Genomic DNA, 17,498 nt, shown 5'->3' with positions numbered 1-17,498 from the left:
TTGTTATGTTTGATTTACCCCAGCTCAATTTAAAAAATAAAGTATCAGAACAAGAGTGGCAACTACGTGTTGATTTAGCCGCATGTTATCGATTAGTTGACCATTTTCGTTGGGGGGATTTAATTTATACGCACCTTTCTGCTCGCCTACCGGGCACTGATCATTATTTAGTGAATGCCTTTGGCTTAACGTTTGATGAGATCACTGCATCTAACTTAGTCAAAGTAGATTTAAATGGCCGCATTATTGACGATACACCCTTTAATATTAACCCTGCAGGGTTCACTATTCACAGTGCCATTCACGAAGTACGTGAGGATGCACATTGCGTTATACACCTGCACACAAAAGAAACAATTGCGGTTGCAACACAAAAAGAAGGGCTGTTACCGCTAAGTCAGTATTCGATGTTTTCATTGCCGTCTCTGTCTTACCATGGCTATGAAGGTTTAGCGGTGAATGACGATGAGCGTAAACGCCTGCAAACAGATTTAGGCACCACCAATCATATGCTATTGGTCAACCACGGCGGTTTAACAGTAGGCCCAACGGTAGGCGATGCGTTTATGCGCTTTTATGACCTTCAGCGTGCCTGTGAAATACAGTTAGCCATTCAATCAAGTGCGCAAGAAGCGGTTGCTGTACCTCAAGCTATTATTGATAACATTTATAACCAAGCGAACGTCGTTCACAGCGGCAGTACAGGGGGCCAGCTAGCATGGCCTGCCATGTTACGAAAAGCGTATCGTCTTGATCCTAGTTTTGCAAAATAACCCACTGAAGGTTAATAAGGAATTTTTATGAAAGTAAATCGCGTTGAAGTCTTTGATATTCATTGCCCTGATCGTCCTGCATGGACGCCGGTATTTGTTCGTATTCATACCGATGAAGGTATTAGCGGTGTGGGTGAAGCAGGTCTTGCGTACGATTTAGGTCACAGTGCAGCTGCTGCGATGATCAAAGAAATGGCCGATGCCTTTTTAATTGGCCATGACCCGTTTCAAACTGAAAAACTATGGTCGCGCATGTTGCGTGAAAGTTTTTGGGGTCTAGGCGGTGGGCCGGTGGTTTACGCAGCAATGAGTGCGATTGATACGGCACTTTGGGATATAAAAGGTAAAGCATTGGGTTTACCGGTTTATCAGTTGCTTGGCGGTAAAGTTAACGACAAGCTGCGTACTTATGCATCACAGCTGCAGTTTGACTGGGACAGTGAATTTAAAGCGCTGGTACAGCCACAAGAATATGCAGAAGCGGCACTAAAAGCGGTGGCGGAAGGTTACGATGCGGTAAAGGTCGATCCAATTCAATACGATAAAGACGGCAACACCTATTACGACCGCACAAATATTATTTCTCGTCCAGAAATGAAACTATACCGCGCACGTATGCAGGCTATTCGAGAGGCCGTGGGTGACGAAGTAGATATTATTTTTGAATGTCATAGCTTACCAGGGGCGACATCGGCAATTCAAATTGGTGAAATTGCAGAAGAATTTGATTGTATGTATTTTGAAGAGCCGGTGAATTACTTAAACCATTCATTACATGCAAAAGTGGCTGACAAAGTGGCTGTGCCTATTGCAGGCGGCGAGCGCTTGTATAACCGCTGGGGTGTACGTCCTTATTTAGAAGATCAAAGTATTGATGTACTACAGCCAGATATCGGCTTATGTGGTGGCTTTACCGAAACTAAAAAAGTATGTGATTACGCTGATATTTTTGATGTGCGTATTCAGGCACACGTATGTGGAGGGCCGGTTGCAACGGCGGCATCATTGCACTTAGAAACAGCGATCCCTAACTTTTTAATTCACGAGCATCATACTTACGCGATTAAAAAGTGGAATAGAGAGCTATGCTTACAAGATCCACAACCTAAAAATGGTTTTTTTGAAGTATCTGAAGAACCAGGTCTTGGGATTGAGCTTAACGATGAAATTGTAATGCGCTCACAACGCGTAGAAATAAAATAGTTTACTCTGTTGAGGAATAGCCGGTAAGTGAGTTGTCACTTACCGGCTTTTTTATCGCTGTGGGTTTATTTTACAAAGTACTTGTTTTAGTTCAATGGTTGCTTTGCTATCAAGGTGGCGAACAAAACAGCGCTCTCCCTTAGTCACGAGCTCAAATTGATCTGGCATATTAAGTTGCTTGCCCAAAATAGGGTTGCCCTGAGGATCTTTATGATTAAGTTGCTCAAGGGTAACCGTGCTTGAGGTGACAAAAACATCGTCTGCTAATTGAACCTGCGAGCTATGCAGCAGCTGCGCAATTGCGTCGGCTACTTTAGCGCTATTAGGCTCAATTAGTAACGCATGTTGCAATTTAGGTGTGGGCTCTGAGCTTTGTGCTAAGCACCCACTTAAAAATAGCGAAATTGCAGTTATTGCTAATAAAATCTTCATTGCTTATCTCATGTTATCGCTAAGAATAATATTCTGTTTAAGTACAGTCTGAATTCGCGCGTCTTTTACTTCAGGCATATCGGTGGCGATAGTGGGCGCAAAACCGAGAACACTATTTATTGAGCTTGGGGCTGGGCAACTGCCGGTTGCTCTATAACTAAGTGCGGTATTAAGTAAGCCTTCACTTGCATCACCTAAGCGTTTGCTAAAGTCATCGGCAACAGCACAGCCAGCAATAAGTACGGGCTGGCGCGCATTATCAATGGTATTTTGCGGTGCAAAGCCATCTGAATATTCACCAAAACCTTTGTTATTTTCGCCAGTAAATTGAATGGTAAAATAAGTAGTGTCGCAGTTATCGGTTGGGTAAAAGCCATACGGTTTACCACAGGTGCCAGCCCCTATCTGAATGATTTCAACATCGGCTCCGCGCAGCCCGTTAATTATAGCCTCACTGGCTGAGCAGGTGCTGCTGGTGGTGAGTACAAATACCCGATCTAAATTTAACGTTGGTAATGGGGTGCCTGCAGCTATTGCAGGGTTATTTTCAAACCCGACAAAACGATTTGTAAAGGGCATGGGGGTCAGTGTTTGCCCTGTGATAGGGTTGGTATTGGGATATTTATCGTTAAAAATAGTGCGTTCAAATATTTTGCCTTGGGTATTGCTACCTGCCACCATGTAGCCTACTTGGCTGGCCATTTGTAACAAACCACCGCCGTTATAGCGCACATCAATGACTAAATCTTTAATGCTGCTGGCAGCGAGTTGGTTAAAGGCGTTGTAAAGCTGCGTTTCGGCTATCGCGTTGTGGCTATTAAATTGAAAGTAACCCACATCGCCGTTTGCTAAATCAGTACGTACGTTCATTACTGGTTGCGACTCGATATTTTGAGATGTGAGCGTAACAATGCGATTTTCATTAGTGCTGATATCCCTAAATACAAATTCGGTAACTTTACCTGTTTGTTCTGGGAATAAACCTGCGTTAATAATAGCTACCTCGCTTGATGAGGTCGTGTTAATAAAATCAACACCATCAACTTCTAAAAGCTCAAAGCCCCTAATAATATTTTGATTACTAGCAGGGGTATTTGGCTCGGTATAGCTAACAATTGCTTGGCGCGGCGCACTACCAGCGATTATTTTTATATTAAAGCCATAACCAAAGCTTAGGCCTGATTGATTTTGTCTTTGCCACTCATCGGTTGGCAAATTAAAGTGAAAGTTATCTTTTTTCGCACCCGACTCAGTCAGTTGCTCCGTTTTTAAAGTATTAAAGTAATCAATGACGCCTGACGTTAATGCCGGATTAGTATCAATAATTTCGTCGTACCATAAGTAGGTTTCGTTACTCCAAGAGCGTAGCCAGTTTTTTTCATTAATTGCTTGGCATTGACCTTTAAATTGCCCTGAGCTAGCAAATACACCAGAAGTCCAGCCGCTATTGTCTGTTGTTGGGTTGGTCGCATTGTCGCTACCTCCACCGCCACAACCTGTTAATAAAGCGGCTAGCGAAAAAGGGAGTAATGTGTATTTGAGAGAAGATGAATTAAAAATGGCCATACGTATGCTCGTTTTTTAAACTGTTGAGCTAAATATAGCGGTTTTTATTTAGAGTTGATAGAGGCGCGCTGCATTTTTGTAACTCAAGTGTTGCCATGTAAGATCATCGCTACATAGGCTTCGATAATGATGCCATAACTCATTGTAGTTAATGTTAATTTGGCACACGGGGAAGTTGCTGGCAAACATCACTCTTTGCATACCAAAATGCTTTAAAATATGTGTTAAACACTGCCTTTGCTGCTCGCTATTAAGCATAAGCAATTCAAAGCCTGAAAACTTCATCGCAACATTAGGCTGTTGTGCGAGTAATTCAATGGCGCGTTGCCAGTTAGCAAGGTTGTGTGCAAGCCCTGCGTGATTAATGATTATTTGTAAGTCACTAACTTGGTTGGCATAAGAAATAAGTTGCTCGGTGATGTTGAGGTTTTCTATTTCAAATTGCGCTTCAAAATGCAGTTTTAAGTGGCACAAGTGGCGCAGGTTATCGAGACAATGAGGGTTCAATAAGCGCGTGGCATCATGACCTTCAGTGATATCTCTAATGCCGACAAGGGATGAATGTTTTAGATGTTTAAGTGCTAGTTTAAATGCGTTATTTGGCTGGTTAATTGTTGCAAAGCTAATCGCTTTGTAAGGTAGCCTTTTTATATGCTTTGCTAACCAGTTTAATTCATTAATAGGTTGCTCATTATCAAAGCCAGCTTCTATATGCACTAAACCAACGAGTTCAAAGTCCGTACTTTTGATTAGTTCAGCAACGCTAATCGGTTGTTTTATTTTATCTAAGTTAGGCCAAGCGGGTGGGTTAGCACCTTGCAGCCAGGTGTATTGACCCTCCAGCAAATTAAAAAAATGCACATGCGGGTCAATAATTTTAGTACTCATTGCGCTGTGTAACCGCCATCAATGCGTTGCAAACTGCCGGTAATAAAGCTGGCTTCTGGACTTACTAAAAAGTTTACCAGTGCTGCAACTTCATCGGCTTGGCCTAAACGATTAAGTGGTTGTAAAGCAGCTTCTTCGGCAACAATATCTGCCTTATTTGCGCCACTTTTTTTGCAGTATGCATCAATCGCATTATGAAATAATGGCGTTTCTATGGTGCCAGGACACACGGCATTAGTGCGAATATTAAAGCTTGCGTAATCTAAGGCGGTGGTTTTAGCCATCGAAGCCAATGCATGTTTAGTCAGGTTATAAGCAAATGAGTTTTGTTTGCCAATAATGGCCTGATCTGAGGCAATTAACACAATAGCGCCATCTTGTTGTGCTTTCATGGCTGGTAATACGCTTTGTATAGCCGCGTACGCACCTTTAACATTCAGTGCCATTAACGCATCGAATGTCGCTTCATCGGTTTGCTCAATTGTGGCACTTAGGTGCTTGCCAGCATTTGAAACAAGTACATCAATGCGTTGTGTTTTTTCAATAATAGCCTGTATACACTGGCGTACGGCGGTTACATTACTAACATCACATTGATGAAAAACACCACTCTCACTGGGTTCAATATCTAGGTTATGAACCTGATAGCCGCTCGTTAATAATCGCTGAACCACAGCAAAGCCAATGCCTTTAGAGCCACCGGTTACTATTGCAACTTTTGACATACTTGTTCCTTTAATTAGCAATTAATGTGCGTGGCCGCAACCACCTTCAGCATGAACATGGCCGTGAGAAATCTCTTCGTTTGTTGCTTCTCGAACTGAGACAACCTCAACATCAAAAGTCAGCGTTTTACCAGCAAATGGGTGGTTTAAATCACAATCAGCATTAAAGCGGCCTACTTTTACAATGGTTACTTGGTGGCGACCTTGGTTTGATTGCACCATAGCAGTCATGCCTGGTTTCCATACTTTTACATCACCTTGAAGGTGCTTAAGCGGAATGCGCTGAATTAAGTCATCAACACGCTCACCGTATGATTCACTTGGAGATAACGTAACGCTAAATTTATCACCAGCGGCTTTACCTTCAAGTGCGGTTTCTAAACCTGGAAGCATGCCTTCGCTGCCGTGAATATAACTTAATGGCGCGTCGTTTAGGCTGCTTTCGATTTGTTCACCCGCTTCGCTTAGGGTGTAATGAAATTCAACGGCCGAATTTTTACTGATTTGCATGCTTGTCTCTTTGAGTTTTAAATTAATTAAAGGCAATTTTACGCGAAATACTGCGCTTTAGAAACTTAACGTGGATGATTTAATGTATTTTGTAAGTCGAGTAACAGGTCTTTTTTCGCCGGTGTAGTTTTTGGCGTAGCGGCTTGAGGTATAAATAAAACCAACTGAGTCCCAGGTTTTAATACGCTTGAGGCAGATAATTTATTCCAACGCGCTAAATCGCTATGAGCAACGCCGTATAACTGACTTATATTCCAAAGGTTGTCACCGGGTTTTACGTGGTAATCTACCTCGATGGTTGGAATGATTTGCTCTTTTTGTTCTAGATAAGGGCTTATTTTATAGTTAATAGTGAGTGACTCAGGCAAAGTTTGCGGCTCCCCTAAAATAAGCTTTTCGCCAACGCCAATAAAGTTATTTTGCTTATTATTGAGCTGTTTTAATACTTCTAAAGGCAAGCCAAAATACCTAGCAATACCGTACAGAGTGTCATTTTTCTTAACGATGTATTCGCCTGCAAAATTGGCTTTAAAAAAGCGGTTTTTTAATAAAGCTTGTTGCTCTATAGGTAATAACAGAGTGTGCGGTCCATGGGGAGAGCTTTGATTTTTTAAATAACCCCGATTAAGGGCATGCAGTTGTTTGGCGCCCATGCCAGAGAGCTTGGCCATAACTGAAAAATCAAACTGTTTTGCCACATTTAGCGAGGTAGTCAGTGCTTTATAAGGAAGCTTTGGCCGTTTAAAATTTGCCTTAGGGTGTTTTACTAAATAGCTCAGTGCTAATAGTTTTGGTACATAGTCAGCGGTTTCTTTTGGTAGGGTTAGTGCCCAAAAATCAGTTGATTTACCTCGTTTTTGATTGCGTTTTATAGCGCGCTTAACTCGGCCTTCACCGGTATTATAGGCCGCAAGAGCATGCAGCCAATTACCATCAAAACGTTTATGTAAATAGCTTAAATAATCAAGTGCCGCATCGGTTGAGGCTAATACATCCTGGCGTCCGTCGTACCATTGATCAGATTTAACCCCAAAATGATGCGCGGTTGCTGCAACCAGTTGCCACACACCCACAGCATGTTCACTTGAGCGGGCGGTAGGTCTAAAGCCACTTTCTACAAATGGCAGTAATGCCAGTTCCATGGGGAGCTGCTTTTGCTCTACTTTTTTTACGATATGATATAAAAAAGGCTCTGCACGGCGAGACACTATTTTTAAATAATTCGGCTGTTTTAAATACCAGTTAATGCGTTTTTTTAACGCCTGATTTTGCTCAACCGGCAAATGTAAGTTATCAGCAATATGTGCCCATAACTCTGTGGGTTGAGCTATTTCAGGGGCTTTGGGGGTGGCTTTTTTATTAATGACTTTGTGAGTGTTTATAGAGATCGGCGTATTTGATAGTGCCGGTTTTGACTCTACAGGTGTGGGAACTGCAGGCGCAATGATCTCTGGCTGAGTGGTTTTACAGCTGCATAGCAATACAATGGCAAAGCATAAGATCAAGTGACGCATTTTGTTCCTTTTTAAAAAATATACTTCCATATTTTAACACAATCCATTGTGTTCAGTTATTGACTGTTTTTAGCGCGAAGTAATCCCGATTGCAAAAATAAGTGACTTGATTTTATATCAAGTGGTTCTTGTTGATAAGGTTTTAGTGCCTCAATAGGGAAGTTTTTTTGTAATTGCTCAATACTAGCTTCAGGGTTGTTTTTAGCATGCTCCGTAATCGCTTCTAAAAACGTGAGTGACTGTTTTAGTTTAACTTTATCGACTAAATCGCCATGCCCAGGAATAAAAAGTGACAGCGTATTATTATTTATATATTTTTTTAATAAGCGTTGCCATTGCTTAAGCTCGCCATGCCCTGGGTAGGGTAACCAATCGATGATATCACCACCAATTAAGGTTTTACCTTTGTCGGCAAGTAGTGTTAAATCGCCATTAGTATGTGCCTGGTGCGGGTTTATAGTGAGTGTATAGCCACCTAAATCTAACGTTTTAGATTCACTAATAATCATTTTTGGTGGTGTTAATTGATAGTCTTGCCAGCGAAATAAGCGCTTTTTAGCGCGGGTAAGCTTTTCTCGCCATTGAACTTGCTCAGCATCGGGTAAGGTGGCTAATCGTTGATAGCTCAGCTCAATGCTTTTCTCGAATCCCTCTAGCTTGTCTGTTAAAGCTTGCTGGTAAAGCGAAAAGTCGTTAGCGACTTGTTGGTGAGTAATAAGTTTTGCGTCTGGGAAGTAATGCTGCATAACCGCCATCCCCAGTAAGTGATCGTCATGAAAGTGGGTTGCAACTAAATAACACAAAGGCGTCTTTAGACGTTGTTTTAGCTCAGTTACCAGTTGTTCTACCGCCGCAAAGTTACCACTGGCATCAACGAGTAATGCACATTCACTGCCTTCAATTAATACTTGGTTAGAGTCGTAAAAACGAAGTCTTTCAGGTTGCTTAAGAAATTGAATATTAGCTGACAACGGTTGCCACTCAATTGCTGCCTCGCTTTTTGTTTGCATAAACAAGCAAATTAAAGGCAGTAAGCACTTACCTATTTTTTGAGCTTTACTTAAAAATGGTTGCATCTTTATCTCTAGCTGTATTTTTGACGGTAAAAACAATAAAAGCGCAAAATGCGCTTTTATTTAGTGTGCTCAGAGTTCGAGCTTAAGTACTGACTCAATTTATCAATCAGTTGATCTTGATATTCAAGCTCAACTGATTTTTGAGTTTTCGCTTCAAGCAATTCGTGGCTTAAATTTAAGGCAGCCATAAGTAATGCTTTTTGATCGTTTCTGACTGTTGAACGTTGTTTCATTTGTTCAACTAAATCATTCAGATTTTTGGCGGCCGCTTTTAGTGCCTCTTCTTGCCCCGCAGGACAAGCAAATTGCTGCTCTTTACCAAGCAATTCAACAGTGACTCGCTGGTTTTGCAGCTCAGACATTAGCTTGCCTGTTGCGCGCTTTGTAATTTATCTAACAATGATGACAAGGTGGTACTTGCATCTTTTTGTTTTTCTTCATTTTCAAGGGCTTCTAACTGCAATAACTCATTTTCATCAAGTAGCTTGCTGTTTTGCTCTTTAAGCTCTGAAATATCAGTTTGTAACTGATTATTACGGGTAATTAGTTGGTCGATCAGTTGTTCGAGTTGTTGAAGAGTGTTGTTGTTCATAAATGCGCTCATATAACTGTAATTAATGTCATGCAAATGTAAAGCAAAGTGTGTTTATTTGCCAGCATTTACGCTGGTTTTAGGTGATTTTTATTCTATGTTAAGGGATAATTCACGCTATTAGCTTTTTCATTCAGAAGCGGTTCACGTAAACCCCCGCTTTTGCTGGTATCGATTGTCAAAGTAGTGTGCTTATGGTTCACTGATTTTATTAAATAGCGTATGGTGAAAATAAATAATGCTTAGTTACAGACACTCCTTTCATGCGGGTAACCCTGCCGATGTACTTAAACATTTAGTGTTAGCGCAAGTACTGGGTTATCAAACAATTAAAGATAAGCCGCTTGACTATATTGATACGCATTCGGGGGCTGGTTTTTTTGAGCTTGCTGCGCCTGACGCGCAAAAAACCCAAGAGTACCAAGATGGCATTGAAAAACTGTGGCAACATACTAGCCAACACAGTGCCTTAAATGACTACATTGAGCTAATAAAATCATTTAATGAGAGCGCATCGTTGGCGTTTTACCCAGGCTCACCAAAAATAGCCGAGCACTTTTTACGCCGTCAAGATAAGGGCTGGTTTTTTGAGCTGCATCCGCGAGATTTAGTCTTACTTGAAGAAAACATGCAAGGTAAGCGTTCTATTCGTGTACGCGGCGAAAATGGGTTTGCAGGCTTAATTGGTTTGTTACCGCCAGCTTCGCGTAGAGCCTGTGTGTTAATAGACCCACCTTATGAAATAAAAGACGATTACAATACGGTAGTACAAACCATTGTTAAAGCACATCAACGCTTTGCAACAGGGACTTACATGATCTGGTATCCGGTTGTGGACAGAGAACGTATTGATAATATGGAGCAGGGTTTAATTGACGCGGGCATTAAAAATATTCAATTATTTGAATTAGGTACTGAAGCAGATACAGAAGTACATGGTATGACCGCCTCTGGAATGATAGTGATAAATCCACCCTGGAAGCTGAAACAAACTATGGATGACGTGTTACCTGAACTAGTAAGCTTGTTGAGTAAGCCAAGTGGCTTTTATCGCAGCGAGCAGTTAGTTGCCGAATAAAAATAAAAAAGCCCAGTTTAACTGGGCTTTATACTGTTCTGCTTAGATGCGGAGTATTGTTACGCTTAATTAAAAGTAAACAGCGTTAAAGGTTGCAAGTTGCTTGCCTGCCTCATTTTGTAATACTAATTTTTCACCGTTAACTTGCCATTGCGTTGCTGCTTGCAGCACACCCGCCATGGCGCTTTCTTGTTCCATATTGTCATGACACATTTTTTGCGTGGTTGCTAACTGCGTAAAAGTAACCATTTGCTTCGATACTTCATAACCGCCATTAAAGTTATTGCACCCTAAAAAACCGTGCACAGTGTTGTCACTATTAAATTGAATAAATGGCTCTTTAGTATTCACTTCAACGAGATTGCCGTCGATTGAAACGGCTTTGAAGTAGGTATTTACTAAGTCAACGTCTGGCTTTGGCGCTACTTTTGAAACAATAATTTCTAAAGGCTCTGATGAGGCCGTATTAGCAAAAGGCGAGTTACTTGTTGTGCTGGTGTATAGTAAGTTTCCTTGATTATTAATGGTTGCGCGCACGCTGTAGCGATGGGCTGGATCAATTTTTTCAAGGTTGTATTCAAGATCTACTTTATACGGCGGTGCGCCTACTAAATCAATTACCTGCTCAGAAATAACGGTTGCTGCCACATCCATTTTTGACACATCAACCAAGGTAACGGTTAGCTGTGAATTAGGCGCTAATAAGCTGCGATCTAGGTAGCTAACTTGTACTGGGAGAGAGGCTGTTGTTTGTTTCACAGCGCTATTTTGCTGTGCGGTGTCATCGTTACATGCGCTAAGCATAAGTGTGCCACTTGCTAAAAAACATAGGCCTGCAACCGACTTTAAGATTGAGTTTGGCTTTGGTGAGAACATAACAGTTCCTAGATATAATTACGGATATAAACAGTAGCATACGGCTAAGTTACTTAATCATCGCTTAACTTGTAAATACAGCCAATACAGAAAGTTGAGATATAAAAAAAGACGCTAGGCGCCTTGATTCGTTACTTATTTTTTAACGTATTTAGTTAAAATTACAATACGTTGTCCATCAACACGCCCTTCAATATGTTCTGGGTTGCTGGTTAAGCCAATATTGCGCACAGCAGTACCGCGCTTTGCAGTTAAGCTGCTACCTTTCACATCTAAGTCTTTTATTAAGGTGACGGTATCGCCAGCTTGTAGCACTACGCCATTACTATCAATGTGTTTAATATCATCATCCTCAGCAAGCGCTTGCTGAGCCCATGTTAATGTGTCTTCTTCAAGGTAAATCATATCAAGTGCGTCTTGTGCCCAGCCATTATCGGCTGCTAGTCGTGTCAGCATGCGATAAGCAACAACTTGTACCGCCGGTGTTTGGCTCCACATGCTGTCATTTAAACAATGCCAATGAGTAGGAGTTAAATCGCGGGTGCCCTCAATTTGATCTTTACATGTTTGACAGGTGTAAATGCATTTATCTGAATGAGCTTCGGTAACTGGAGGTACTTCGTATACAGTTAAGTTATCTGTTGCTGCGCAGAGTTCACATTGGTTGTTGCTACGCTCTTTTAAGGCTTGTTCAATGCTCATATTAGGGGCTCTTGTGAGTTTATAAAAAAGTTTATAAGAGCATTATACCTTATAACCATAACCTTTGGGTATGCTCAGAGCGGCTGATAGCAGCAAAACCTTATAAAAAATAAGGTTAATAAAGGTTTTTATTTTAAGAATATAAATTTAGGCTTAGTTGCTTGTTTTTTATTCGAATTAAAATTGCAGCAAGTCTTTAAAGTTTCACTATACTGGTTAGGTATAACAATAAAAATAACGCTTACATCACTGCAAAACAGGAAGGGTAATGCCAAATAATCCAGACGTAAAAAATTCATCTATTTTGGTCACTCAATATATTGCTAGGCAACCCATTTTTCATGCTGATAGAAGCATTTTTGCCTTTGAGTTACTTTATCGCGATTCAGTTAATAATGCCTTTCCTGCGGGAACAACCGACGGGCAGGCCACTGGGCGACTTTTTTTTAATGCGTTAATGCTGGTTGGGGTGGAAAAGCTGGCGCTTAATCAGACCGTGTTTATAAACCTATCTAGTGAAGGACTTTTAGAGGATTTACCTACATTATTGCAGCCTGAAAATACTGTAATTGAAATTGTTGAGCGTACTGAAAATATCGAGCTTGTTACTCAACGAGTAACTGAGCTAAAAAAAGCAGGGTATGTATTTGCGTTAGATGATTATGACGCGCATGAAAAATGGCAACCTTTGCTCAGTTTGGTTGATTATATAAAGCTTGAAGTAGAAGAGCCTATAATAAAAACCACCATGCTACTTAAAAAGCTCAAACGCAATTACCCTGAGGTTAAAATAGTGGTAGAGCGAATTGAAACCTATGACGAATTTAGGCAGCTTAAAGAAGCTGGATGCGATTACTTTCAAGGATTCTTTTTTGCACGGCCAGAAATGCTCAGTTACGGTAATGTTGAGCCGTTAAAAATGGCGGTTTTTGATTTATTGCGCTGCACATCTCGTCCTGACTTGGATTTTAACGAAATTAATCAACGTATTTCTAAAGATGTGGGTTTAACCGCACGTGTTCTCAAACTAGTTAATGCTCGCTCTGCTAATAAAAATTTAGTGATTACGTCAATTCCACAAGCGGTTGTGTATTTAGGGGAAGATTCTATTAGAAAGTTTGTACGAGTACTGGCGCTGAGCGAACTTGGCTCAGACAAGCCTAGTGAACTTACTCGTTTAGGTTTATGTAGAGCGCAGTTTATGCAATTGATTTTAGAGCCCGGCGGAAAGATTATTGCAGAGCAAGGCTATTTAGTCGGCTTGATGTCGGTGCTTGATGCTATTTTAGATATGGAACTGGAAGCTATTGCCAAAGAGTTTAGTTTAGGGGCTGAGTTATCTGGTGCACTTTTAAGTTTTGATGGCATGATGGGGAACTCATTACATTTAATAAAAGCAGTAGAAGAAGATAACTGGCAATTGGCTAAAAAGTTGCTAGAGACTATTCGCCCTGCATCAGACATAGAGCTGGTGTATACAGCCATGTTAGATGCGCGCCAATATGCGGATGAGTTATTAGCCACCATTATTGAACAAGACTAACGCAAAACGTTTGGGTATGATTGGCACATATTGATTTTACTTAGTATTACACCATGCGTTTACTTTTACCTATCACGACTATTTTAATTGCCTTAGCTTTATTGATCCCCGGGGTGACAAAGCCGGTGTTGAGTATGGAAGGCAAAATTGATAAATCTAAACTTGCTCAAGCCGGTATTGAAATGCTGGCAGATGAAGGAAATCAAAACACCCGTAATATGCTAATGATGGTCTCGAGTATGTTGGGATTAGACAAACTTGAAGGTGAGATCAGCGCTTATCAAAAAACGCGTAGTATTTGGGGCACCGTTAACGAACTGGCCGATAACAAAAACTACTTAGTGGCGATATTAGTGGCGTTTTTTTCAATAGTGATCCCAACAATTAAGCTGCTGCTTCAATTGTTTCATTGTGCACTGAAGGAGACTTCGTTTAAGTACAAGCTTGGTAAAGTGATAATTGGCTTAAGTAAATGGAGTATGGTGGATGTGTTTGTTATTGCATTAATCGTGGCTTACATGGCTGGTAATGCAAACGCGAACTCAGAAGACTTACTTAATATGCATGCTGAGTTTGGTACTGGTTTTTGGTATTTTACCGGCTATTGCCTGTTCGCTATTGCGGCTAGTAGCTTGATAAAGCCAATGGTAAAAACCAGTTAATGATTGAGTTTTAAAGCCAGTTACCATAAACTTTTAGCGTCTATTTACTTTTAGGTTATTTCATTGCAACGTATTTACTGTATTTTACTCACGCTAACTTTGTTACTCACTTTTGTGGGTCAAGCCGTTGCGTCTGTATCTATGGTATGTGATGTGCCGCATATGAACATGGCAACCCATGCATCGATGCAGCATAGTGAAATGGCAATGAGTGACGACGCTGATACAACAACCATGTCTATGGATTGCTGTAGTGAGCAAAGCACGTTAACCCAAGATTGCAGTTGCCCAATGAGTGCTTGTAATTCGCATTCGGCATTGCATGTAAACTCGCTATTTATAGCTTCCAAATTACCCTCTGAAAAAGTGCACCTTGCTGTCATGCAGCGCCAACCTAATTTTGCACGATCTCTTTATCGTCCTCCTATGCCTGCATAACCGCAGGATAGGTGTGTTTAAAATCTAGTCATTTAGCTTTTTGTCATCTATCTGCTTAAAAAATTAATCGTTTTTTATTTTTTAATTTTAAGTGGAGCAAGTGATGAATCACTTCGCAGTATTAAAAGCTGTTTTTGTGAGCAGCTTATTGAGCATTAGTGTCTCTGTACACAGTGCTGAACTGAGTTTAAATGAGGCAATTAACTATGCCTTAAACCATGAGCCTTGGCTTAAAGCCAGCAAACAAAAACAAGCATCAATTGAAGCAAAAAGTATTGCCGCAGGTACCTTACCTGATCCGGTACTCACGCTAGGACTAATGAATTTACCAACCAATGGTTTTGCTTTTGCTCAAGAAAATATGACCCAATTTAAAGTGGGAATTAGCCAATCGTTAAGCCGCGGCGATAGTTTAGCATTGCAGCAAAAAGCACTGTCTCAGTCGGCTGCGGCAGAGCCTTGGCTTCGTAAAGATAGACTCGCGCAGGTAAAAACCATAGTGACCGAGTCATGGCTCAATGCGTTCAGAGCGCAGCGAACTATTGCACTTATTGAGCAGGACAAAGCCTTGTTTACTCAGCTAATCGATATTACCGAATCAAGTTATGTAAGCTCGGTGGGTAAAACACGCCAACAAGATATTATTCGTGCGCAATTAGAGCTAACCCGCCTTGAAGATAAACTAATGCAACTTGATCAACAGCTTCAAGGTGCTAAAAAGCGGTTAACACAATGGTTGCCCATCGACATGCTAAGCCAGCCTGTTGGTGAGGACTTTTCACAGGTTTCAGCGTTAAAAAACTACACGGAGTTAGAGTTTCAGCAATTAATGGCATTGCTATTAAAGCACCCCGCTATTATGGCGATTGATAATGCAATAGAGGCAAAGCAAACTCAAATCAGTGTGGCTGAGCAAGGCTATAAACCGCAAATTGGTGTGAATATGGGATATGGTTATCGCGATGATATGCCAATGGGGGGCTCGCGAGCCGACCTTTTCTCTGTGGGAGTGAGTATAGATTTACCGCTATTTACCGACAATCGCCAAGATCAACTCGTTAATGCCGCGATTGCTGATAGCGAAGAGGCAAAAACACAAAAATTAATTGCCCTTAAAAAGCTACAAGGAATGTACTTTAAGGAAGTCAGCCAACTAACACGATTAAGTCAGCGAGCAGCGCTCTATAAAACTAAATTATTGCCGCAAATGGCCGAGCAATCCCAAGCGACCCTGAATGCTTATACCCGCGATGATGGTAATTTTTCGGATGTGATGCAAGCGCAGATCAGCGAATTAAATGCCAAAATAGACGCACTTAATATTCACGTTGATCAAAAAATTATTATTGCACGGTTAAATTATTACGCCAGTGCTGATGACGCCAGCTTAAAAAACTTATCACAGCAGGAGCTAACCTATGAATACTAATTTAAAATTGTCATTGGTGGCTATATGCAGTGCAGCGCTGACGGCCGGAGTGTTATTGAGCTTGCCAGCTGAGCACACTATGCCAAGCAATGACAAAACCAGTAGTAAAAAAGAGCCGCTTTATTGGGTGGCACCAATGGACAGTAATTATCGTCGTGATGAACCGGGTTTATCACCTATGGGTATGGATTTAGTGCCTGTTTATGAAGAGTCAGACAGTGGCGCCAATGAAGGCCCCGGCAGTGTTAAAATTTCACCTACCGTGATTAATAACTTAGGTGTACGCACTGCACCGGTGGAGTTTGCAGCGCTGGAAAATGAAGTCAACACGGTAGGCTATGTACAGTATAACCAAGATCAGCTCATTCATATTCACCCGCGGGTAGAGGGCTGGGTAGAGACATTATATGTGAAGGCAGCAGGCGATCAGGTTAAACAAGATGAGCCACTTTATACCTTGTATTCACCGCAATTAGTCAATGCCCAAGAAGAGTTTGTTTTAGCGTTAAAGCGCAATAATCCGGTGTTAATTCGGGCGGCTAAAGCACGTTTAAAATCGCTTAATGTGTCTGAGGGTTTTATTTCACGCTTACAAAAAAGTCAGCAAGTGCTACAAAACATTACTTTTTATTCTCGCCAAGGTGGCGTTGTTGATGAGCTTAATATTCGTGAAGGGTTTTACGTTAAACCAGATACATCAATGATGAGTATTGCTCAGCTTGACGAAGTGTGGGTTGAGGCTGAGGTATTTGAACGCCAAGCTGAGCTGATCCGTGTTGGCTTACCGGTAACCATGACACTCGATTATTTAAGTGGTCAACGTTGGCAAGGGCAAGTGGATTATATTTACCCTACTTTAGATGCTAAAAATCGTACTTTACGAGTGCGTTTGCGCTTTAATAACGAAGGTCATCAGTTAAAACCAAATATGTTTGCGCAAGTGAGTATTCATAGCCAAAAAGCTGAAAAGCAGTTAATTGTGCCTAAAGAGGCGGTTATTCGCACTGGTAGCCAAAACCGCGTTGTAATTGCGCTTGGTGAGGGGCGTTTTAAATCGGTTGAAGTAACCTTAGGGCGAAGCGATGCGACTCATACTGAGATTTTATCGGGTGTTATGGCTGAAGATGAAGTGGTTACTTCAGCACAGTTTTTAATTGATTCAGAGTCGAGTAAAAGCTCTGATTTTAAGCGTATGCAAGCCCCTTCGCACAGCACAATGGCAATGAGTGATAGTGACCCAAGCATGGCTACTGTGAATGGGGTTATCAACAGCATTGACCCTAGCACGCGGGTTATGAATATTAGCCGTGAGGCGATTGAAAAGTGGGGGCGCGGACCTGCAACTATGGACTTTGTGTTAGCAAAAAATGTAACCATTGAGGCGTTTAAGCTAAATGATGAAGTTACATTTACCTTTAGTATTGAGCAAGGTGAGTTTGTGATCCATACAATGACTTCTGTGCATGCTATGCACAGTCAGCACGAGTAGGA

19 protein-coding genes are annotated in these 17,498 nt (G+C 41.3%); 8 read left to right on the top strand and 11 right to left on the bottom strand.

Translation table 11 applies throughout. From position 1 onward, the window contains the following. Positions 1-5 precede the first annotated feature (5 nt). Together PSM_RS13720 and PSM_RS13715 are read left to right on the top strand one after the other, a co-directional pair. Positions 6-773 carry a class II aldolase/adducin family protein gene (locus tag PSM_RS13720; RefSeq protein ID WP_013466014.1) on the top strand — a complete coding sequence of 256 codons (768 nt, stop codon included), beginning with the start codon at positions 6-8 and terminating at the stop codon, positions 771-773. 27 nt (positions 774-800) lie between these two features. Beyond that, a complete protein-coding gene (locus PSM_RS13715) occupies positions 801-1,976 on the top strand; it encodes a mandelate racemase/muconate lactonizing enzyme family protein (protein WP_010391702.1) in 1,176 nt (391 codons plus the stop codon). A 51-nt stretch (positions 1,977-2,027) separates the two neighbouring features. On the opposite strand, the gene PSM_RS13710 is transcribed toward PSM_RS13715, so the two are convergent. The 9 genes from PSM_RS13710 to PSM_RS13670 all read right to left on the bottom strand — a co-directional run bounded on the left by PSM_RS13710 (position 2,028) and on the right by PSM_RS13670 (position 9,279). Further along, complete coding sequence (locus PSM_RS13710) at positions 2,028-2,408, bottom strand: hypothetical protein (protein ID WP_013466013.1); 381 nt, start codon at positions 2,406-2,408, stop codon at positions 2,028-2,030. A gap of 3 nt (positions 2,409-2,411) precedes the next feature. After that, a complete protein-coding gene (locus PSM_RS13705) occupies positions 2,412-3,974 on the bottom strand; it encodes a S41 family peptidase (RefSeq protein ID WP_013466012.1) in 1,563 nt (520 codons plus the stop codon). A gap of 48 nt (positions 3,975-4,022) precedes the next feature. Then, positions 4,023-4,862: an amidohydrolase family protein gene (locus PSM_RS13700; protein ID WP_013466011.1), complete on the bottom strand. Its 840-nt coding sequence runs from the start codon at positions 4,860-4,862 to the stop codon at positions 4,023-4,025. After that, a complete protein-coding gene (locus PSM_RS13695; protein WP_013466010.1) occupies positions 4,859-5,587 on the bottom strand; it encodes an SDR family NAD(P)-dependent oxidoreductase in 729 nt (242 codons plus the stop codon). The genes PSM_RS13700 and PSM_RS13695 overlap by 4 nt, the downstream gene beginning before the upstream one ends. Positions 5,588-5,608: 21 nt before the next feature. Then, positions 5,609-6,097 (bottom strand): FKBP-type peptidyl-prolyl cis-trans isomerase, encoded by a 489-nt coding sequence (locus PSM_RS13690; RefSeq protein WP_008466307.1) that lies wholly within the window; start codon positions 6,095-6,097, stop codon positions 5,609-5,611. Between the two features lie 65 nt (positions 6,098-6,162). Then, a complete protein-coding gene (locus tag PSM_RS13685) occupies positions 6,163-7,611 on the bottom strand; it encodes a transglycosylase SLT domain-containing protein (RefSeq protein WP_013466009.1) in 1,449 nt (482 codons plus the stop codon). A gap of 56 nt (positions 7,612-7,667) precedes the next feature. Further along, the gene (locus PSM_RS13680; protein ID WP_013466008.1) at positions 7,668-8,687 is read right to left on the bottom strand and encodes an MBL fold metallo-hydrolase; all 1,020 of its coding nucleotides are present in this window, start codon (positions 8,685-8,687) and stop codon (positions 7,668-7,670) included. A 56-nt stretch (positions 8,688-8,743) separates the two neighbouring features. Beyond that, a complete protein-coding gene (locus tag PSM_RS13675) occupies positions 8,744-9,049 on the bottom strand; it encodes a cell division protein ZapA (RefSeq protein ID WP_013466007.1) in 306 nt (101 codons plus the stop codon). Further along, positions 9,049-9,279, bottom strand: coding sequence for a hypothetical protein (locus PSM_RS13670; RefSeq protein WP_008466311.1), 231 nt, complete (start codon positions 9,277-9,279; stop codon positions 9,049-9,051). Before PSM_RS13670 ends, PSM_RS13675 begins: the two co-directional genes overlap by 1 nt. Before the next feature lie 238 nt (positions 9,280-9,517). Here PSM_RS13670 and PSM_RS13665 point away from each other — a divergent pair, with 238 nt between their 5' ends. Beyond that, positions 9,518-10,357 carry a 23S rRNA (adenine(2030)-N(6))-methyltransferase RlmJ gene (locus PSM_RS13665; protein ID WP_013466006.1) on the top strand — a complete coding sequence of 280 codons (840 nt, stop codon included), beginning with the start codon at positions 9,518-9,520 and terminating at the stop codon, positions 10,355-10,357. A gap of 69 nt (positions 10,358-10,426) precedes the next feature. Here the strand turns inward: PSM_RS13665 and PSM_RS13660 are convergent, their stop codons facing one another. Further along, complete coding sequence (locus PSM_RS13660) at positions 10,427-11,233, bottom strand: META domain-containing protein (protein WP_013466005.1); 807 nt, start codon at positions 11,231-11,233, stop codon at positions 10,427-10,429. A 135-nt stretch (positions 11,234-11,368) separates the two neighbouring features. Continuing rightward, positions 11,369-11,935, bottom strand: coding sequence for a PhnA domain-containing protein (locus PSM_RS13655; protein ID WP_013466004.1), 567 nt, complete (start codon positions 11,933-11,935; stop codon positions 11,369-11,371). A gap of 268 nt (positions 11,936-12,203) precedes the next feature. Here PSM_RS13655 and PSM_RS13650 point away from each other — a divergent pair, with 268 nt between their 5' ends. From PSM_RS13650 to PSM_RS13630, 5 genes are all read left to right on the top strand, one after another. Beyond that, positions 12,204-13,478 carry an EAL and HDOD domain-containing protein gene (locus tag PSM_RS13650; protein ID WP_013466003.1) on the top strand — a complete coding sequence of 425 codons (1,275 nt, stop codon included), beginning with the start codon at positions 12,204-12,206 and terminating at the stop codon, positions 13,476-13,478. A gap of 53 nt (positions 13,479-13,531) precedes the next feature. Next, positions 13,532-14,140, top strand: a complete 609-nt coding sequence (locus tag PSM_RS13645) for a paraquat-inducible protein A (protein WP_013466002.1) — start codon at positions 13,532-13,534, stop codon at positions 14,138-14,140. Between the two features lie 63 nt (positions 14,141-14,203). Further along, a complete protein-coding gene (locus tag PSM_RS13640) occupies positions 14,204-14,578 on the top strand; it encodes a hypothetical protein (RefSeq protein WP_013466001.1) in 375 nt (124 codons plus the stop codon). Between the two features lie 103 nt (positions 14,579-14,681). Then, positions 14,682-16,007, top strand: a complete 1,326-nt coding sequence (locus PSM_RS13635) for a TolC family protein (RefSeq protein ID WP_013466000.1) — start codon at positions 14,682-14,684, stop codon at positions 16,005-16,007. Continuing rightward, on the top strand, positions 15,997-17,496 hold the full coding sequence (locus PSM_RS13630; RefSeq protein WP_013465999.1) for an efflux RND transporter periplasmic adaptor subunit: 1,500 nt from the start codon (positions 15,997-15,999) through the stop codon (positions 17,494-17,496). The genes PSM_RS13635 and PSM_RS13630 overlap by 11 nt, the downstream gene beginning before the upstream one ends. The last annotated feature ends 2 nt before the right edge of the window (positions 17,497-17,498 follow it).

Origin of the sequence: Pseudoalteromonas sp. SM9913, assembly GCF_000184065.1 — a bacterium.
Classification (GTDB): domain Bacteria; phylum Pseudomonadota; class Gammaproteobacteria; order Enterobacterales; family Alteromonadaceae; genus Pseudoalteromonas; species Pseudoalteromonas tetraodonis.
This window is presented reverse-complemented; position numbering and strand designations above follow the sequence as displayed.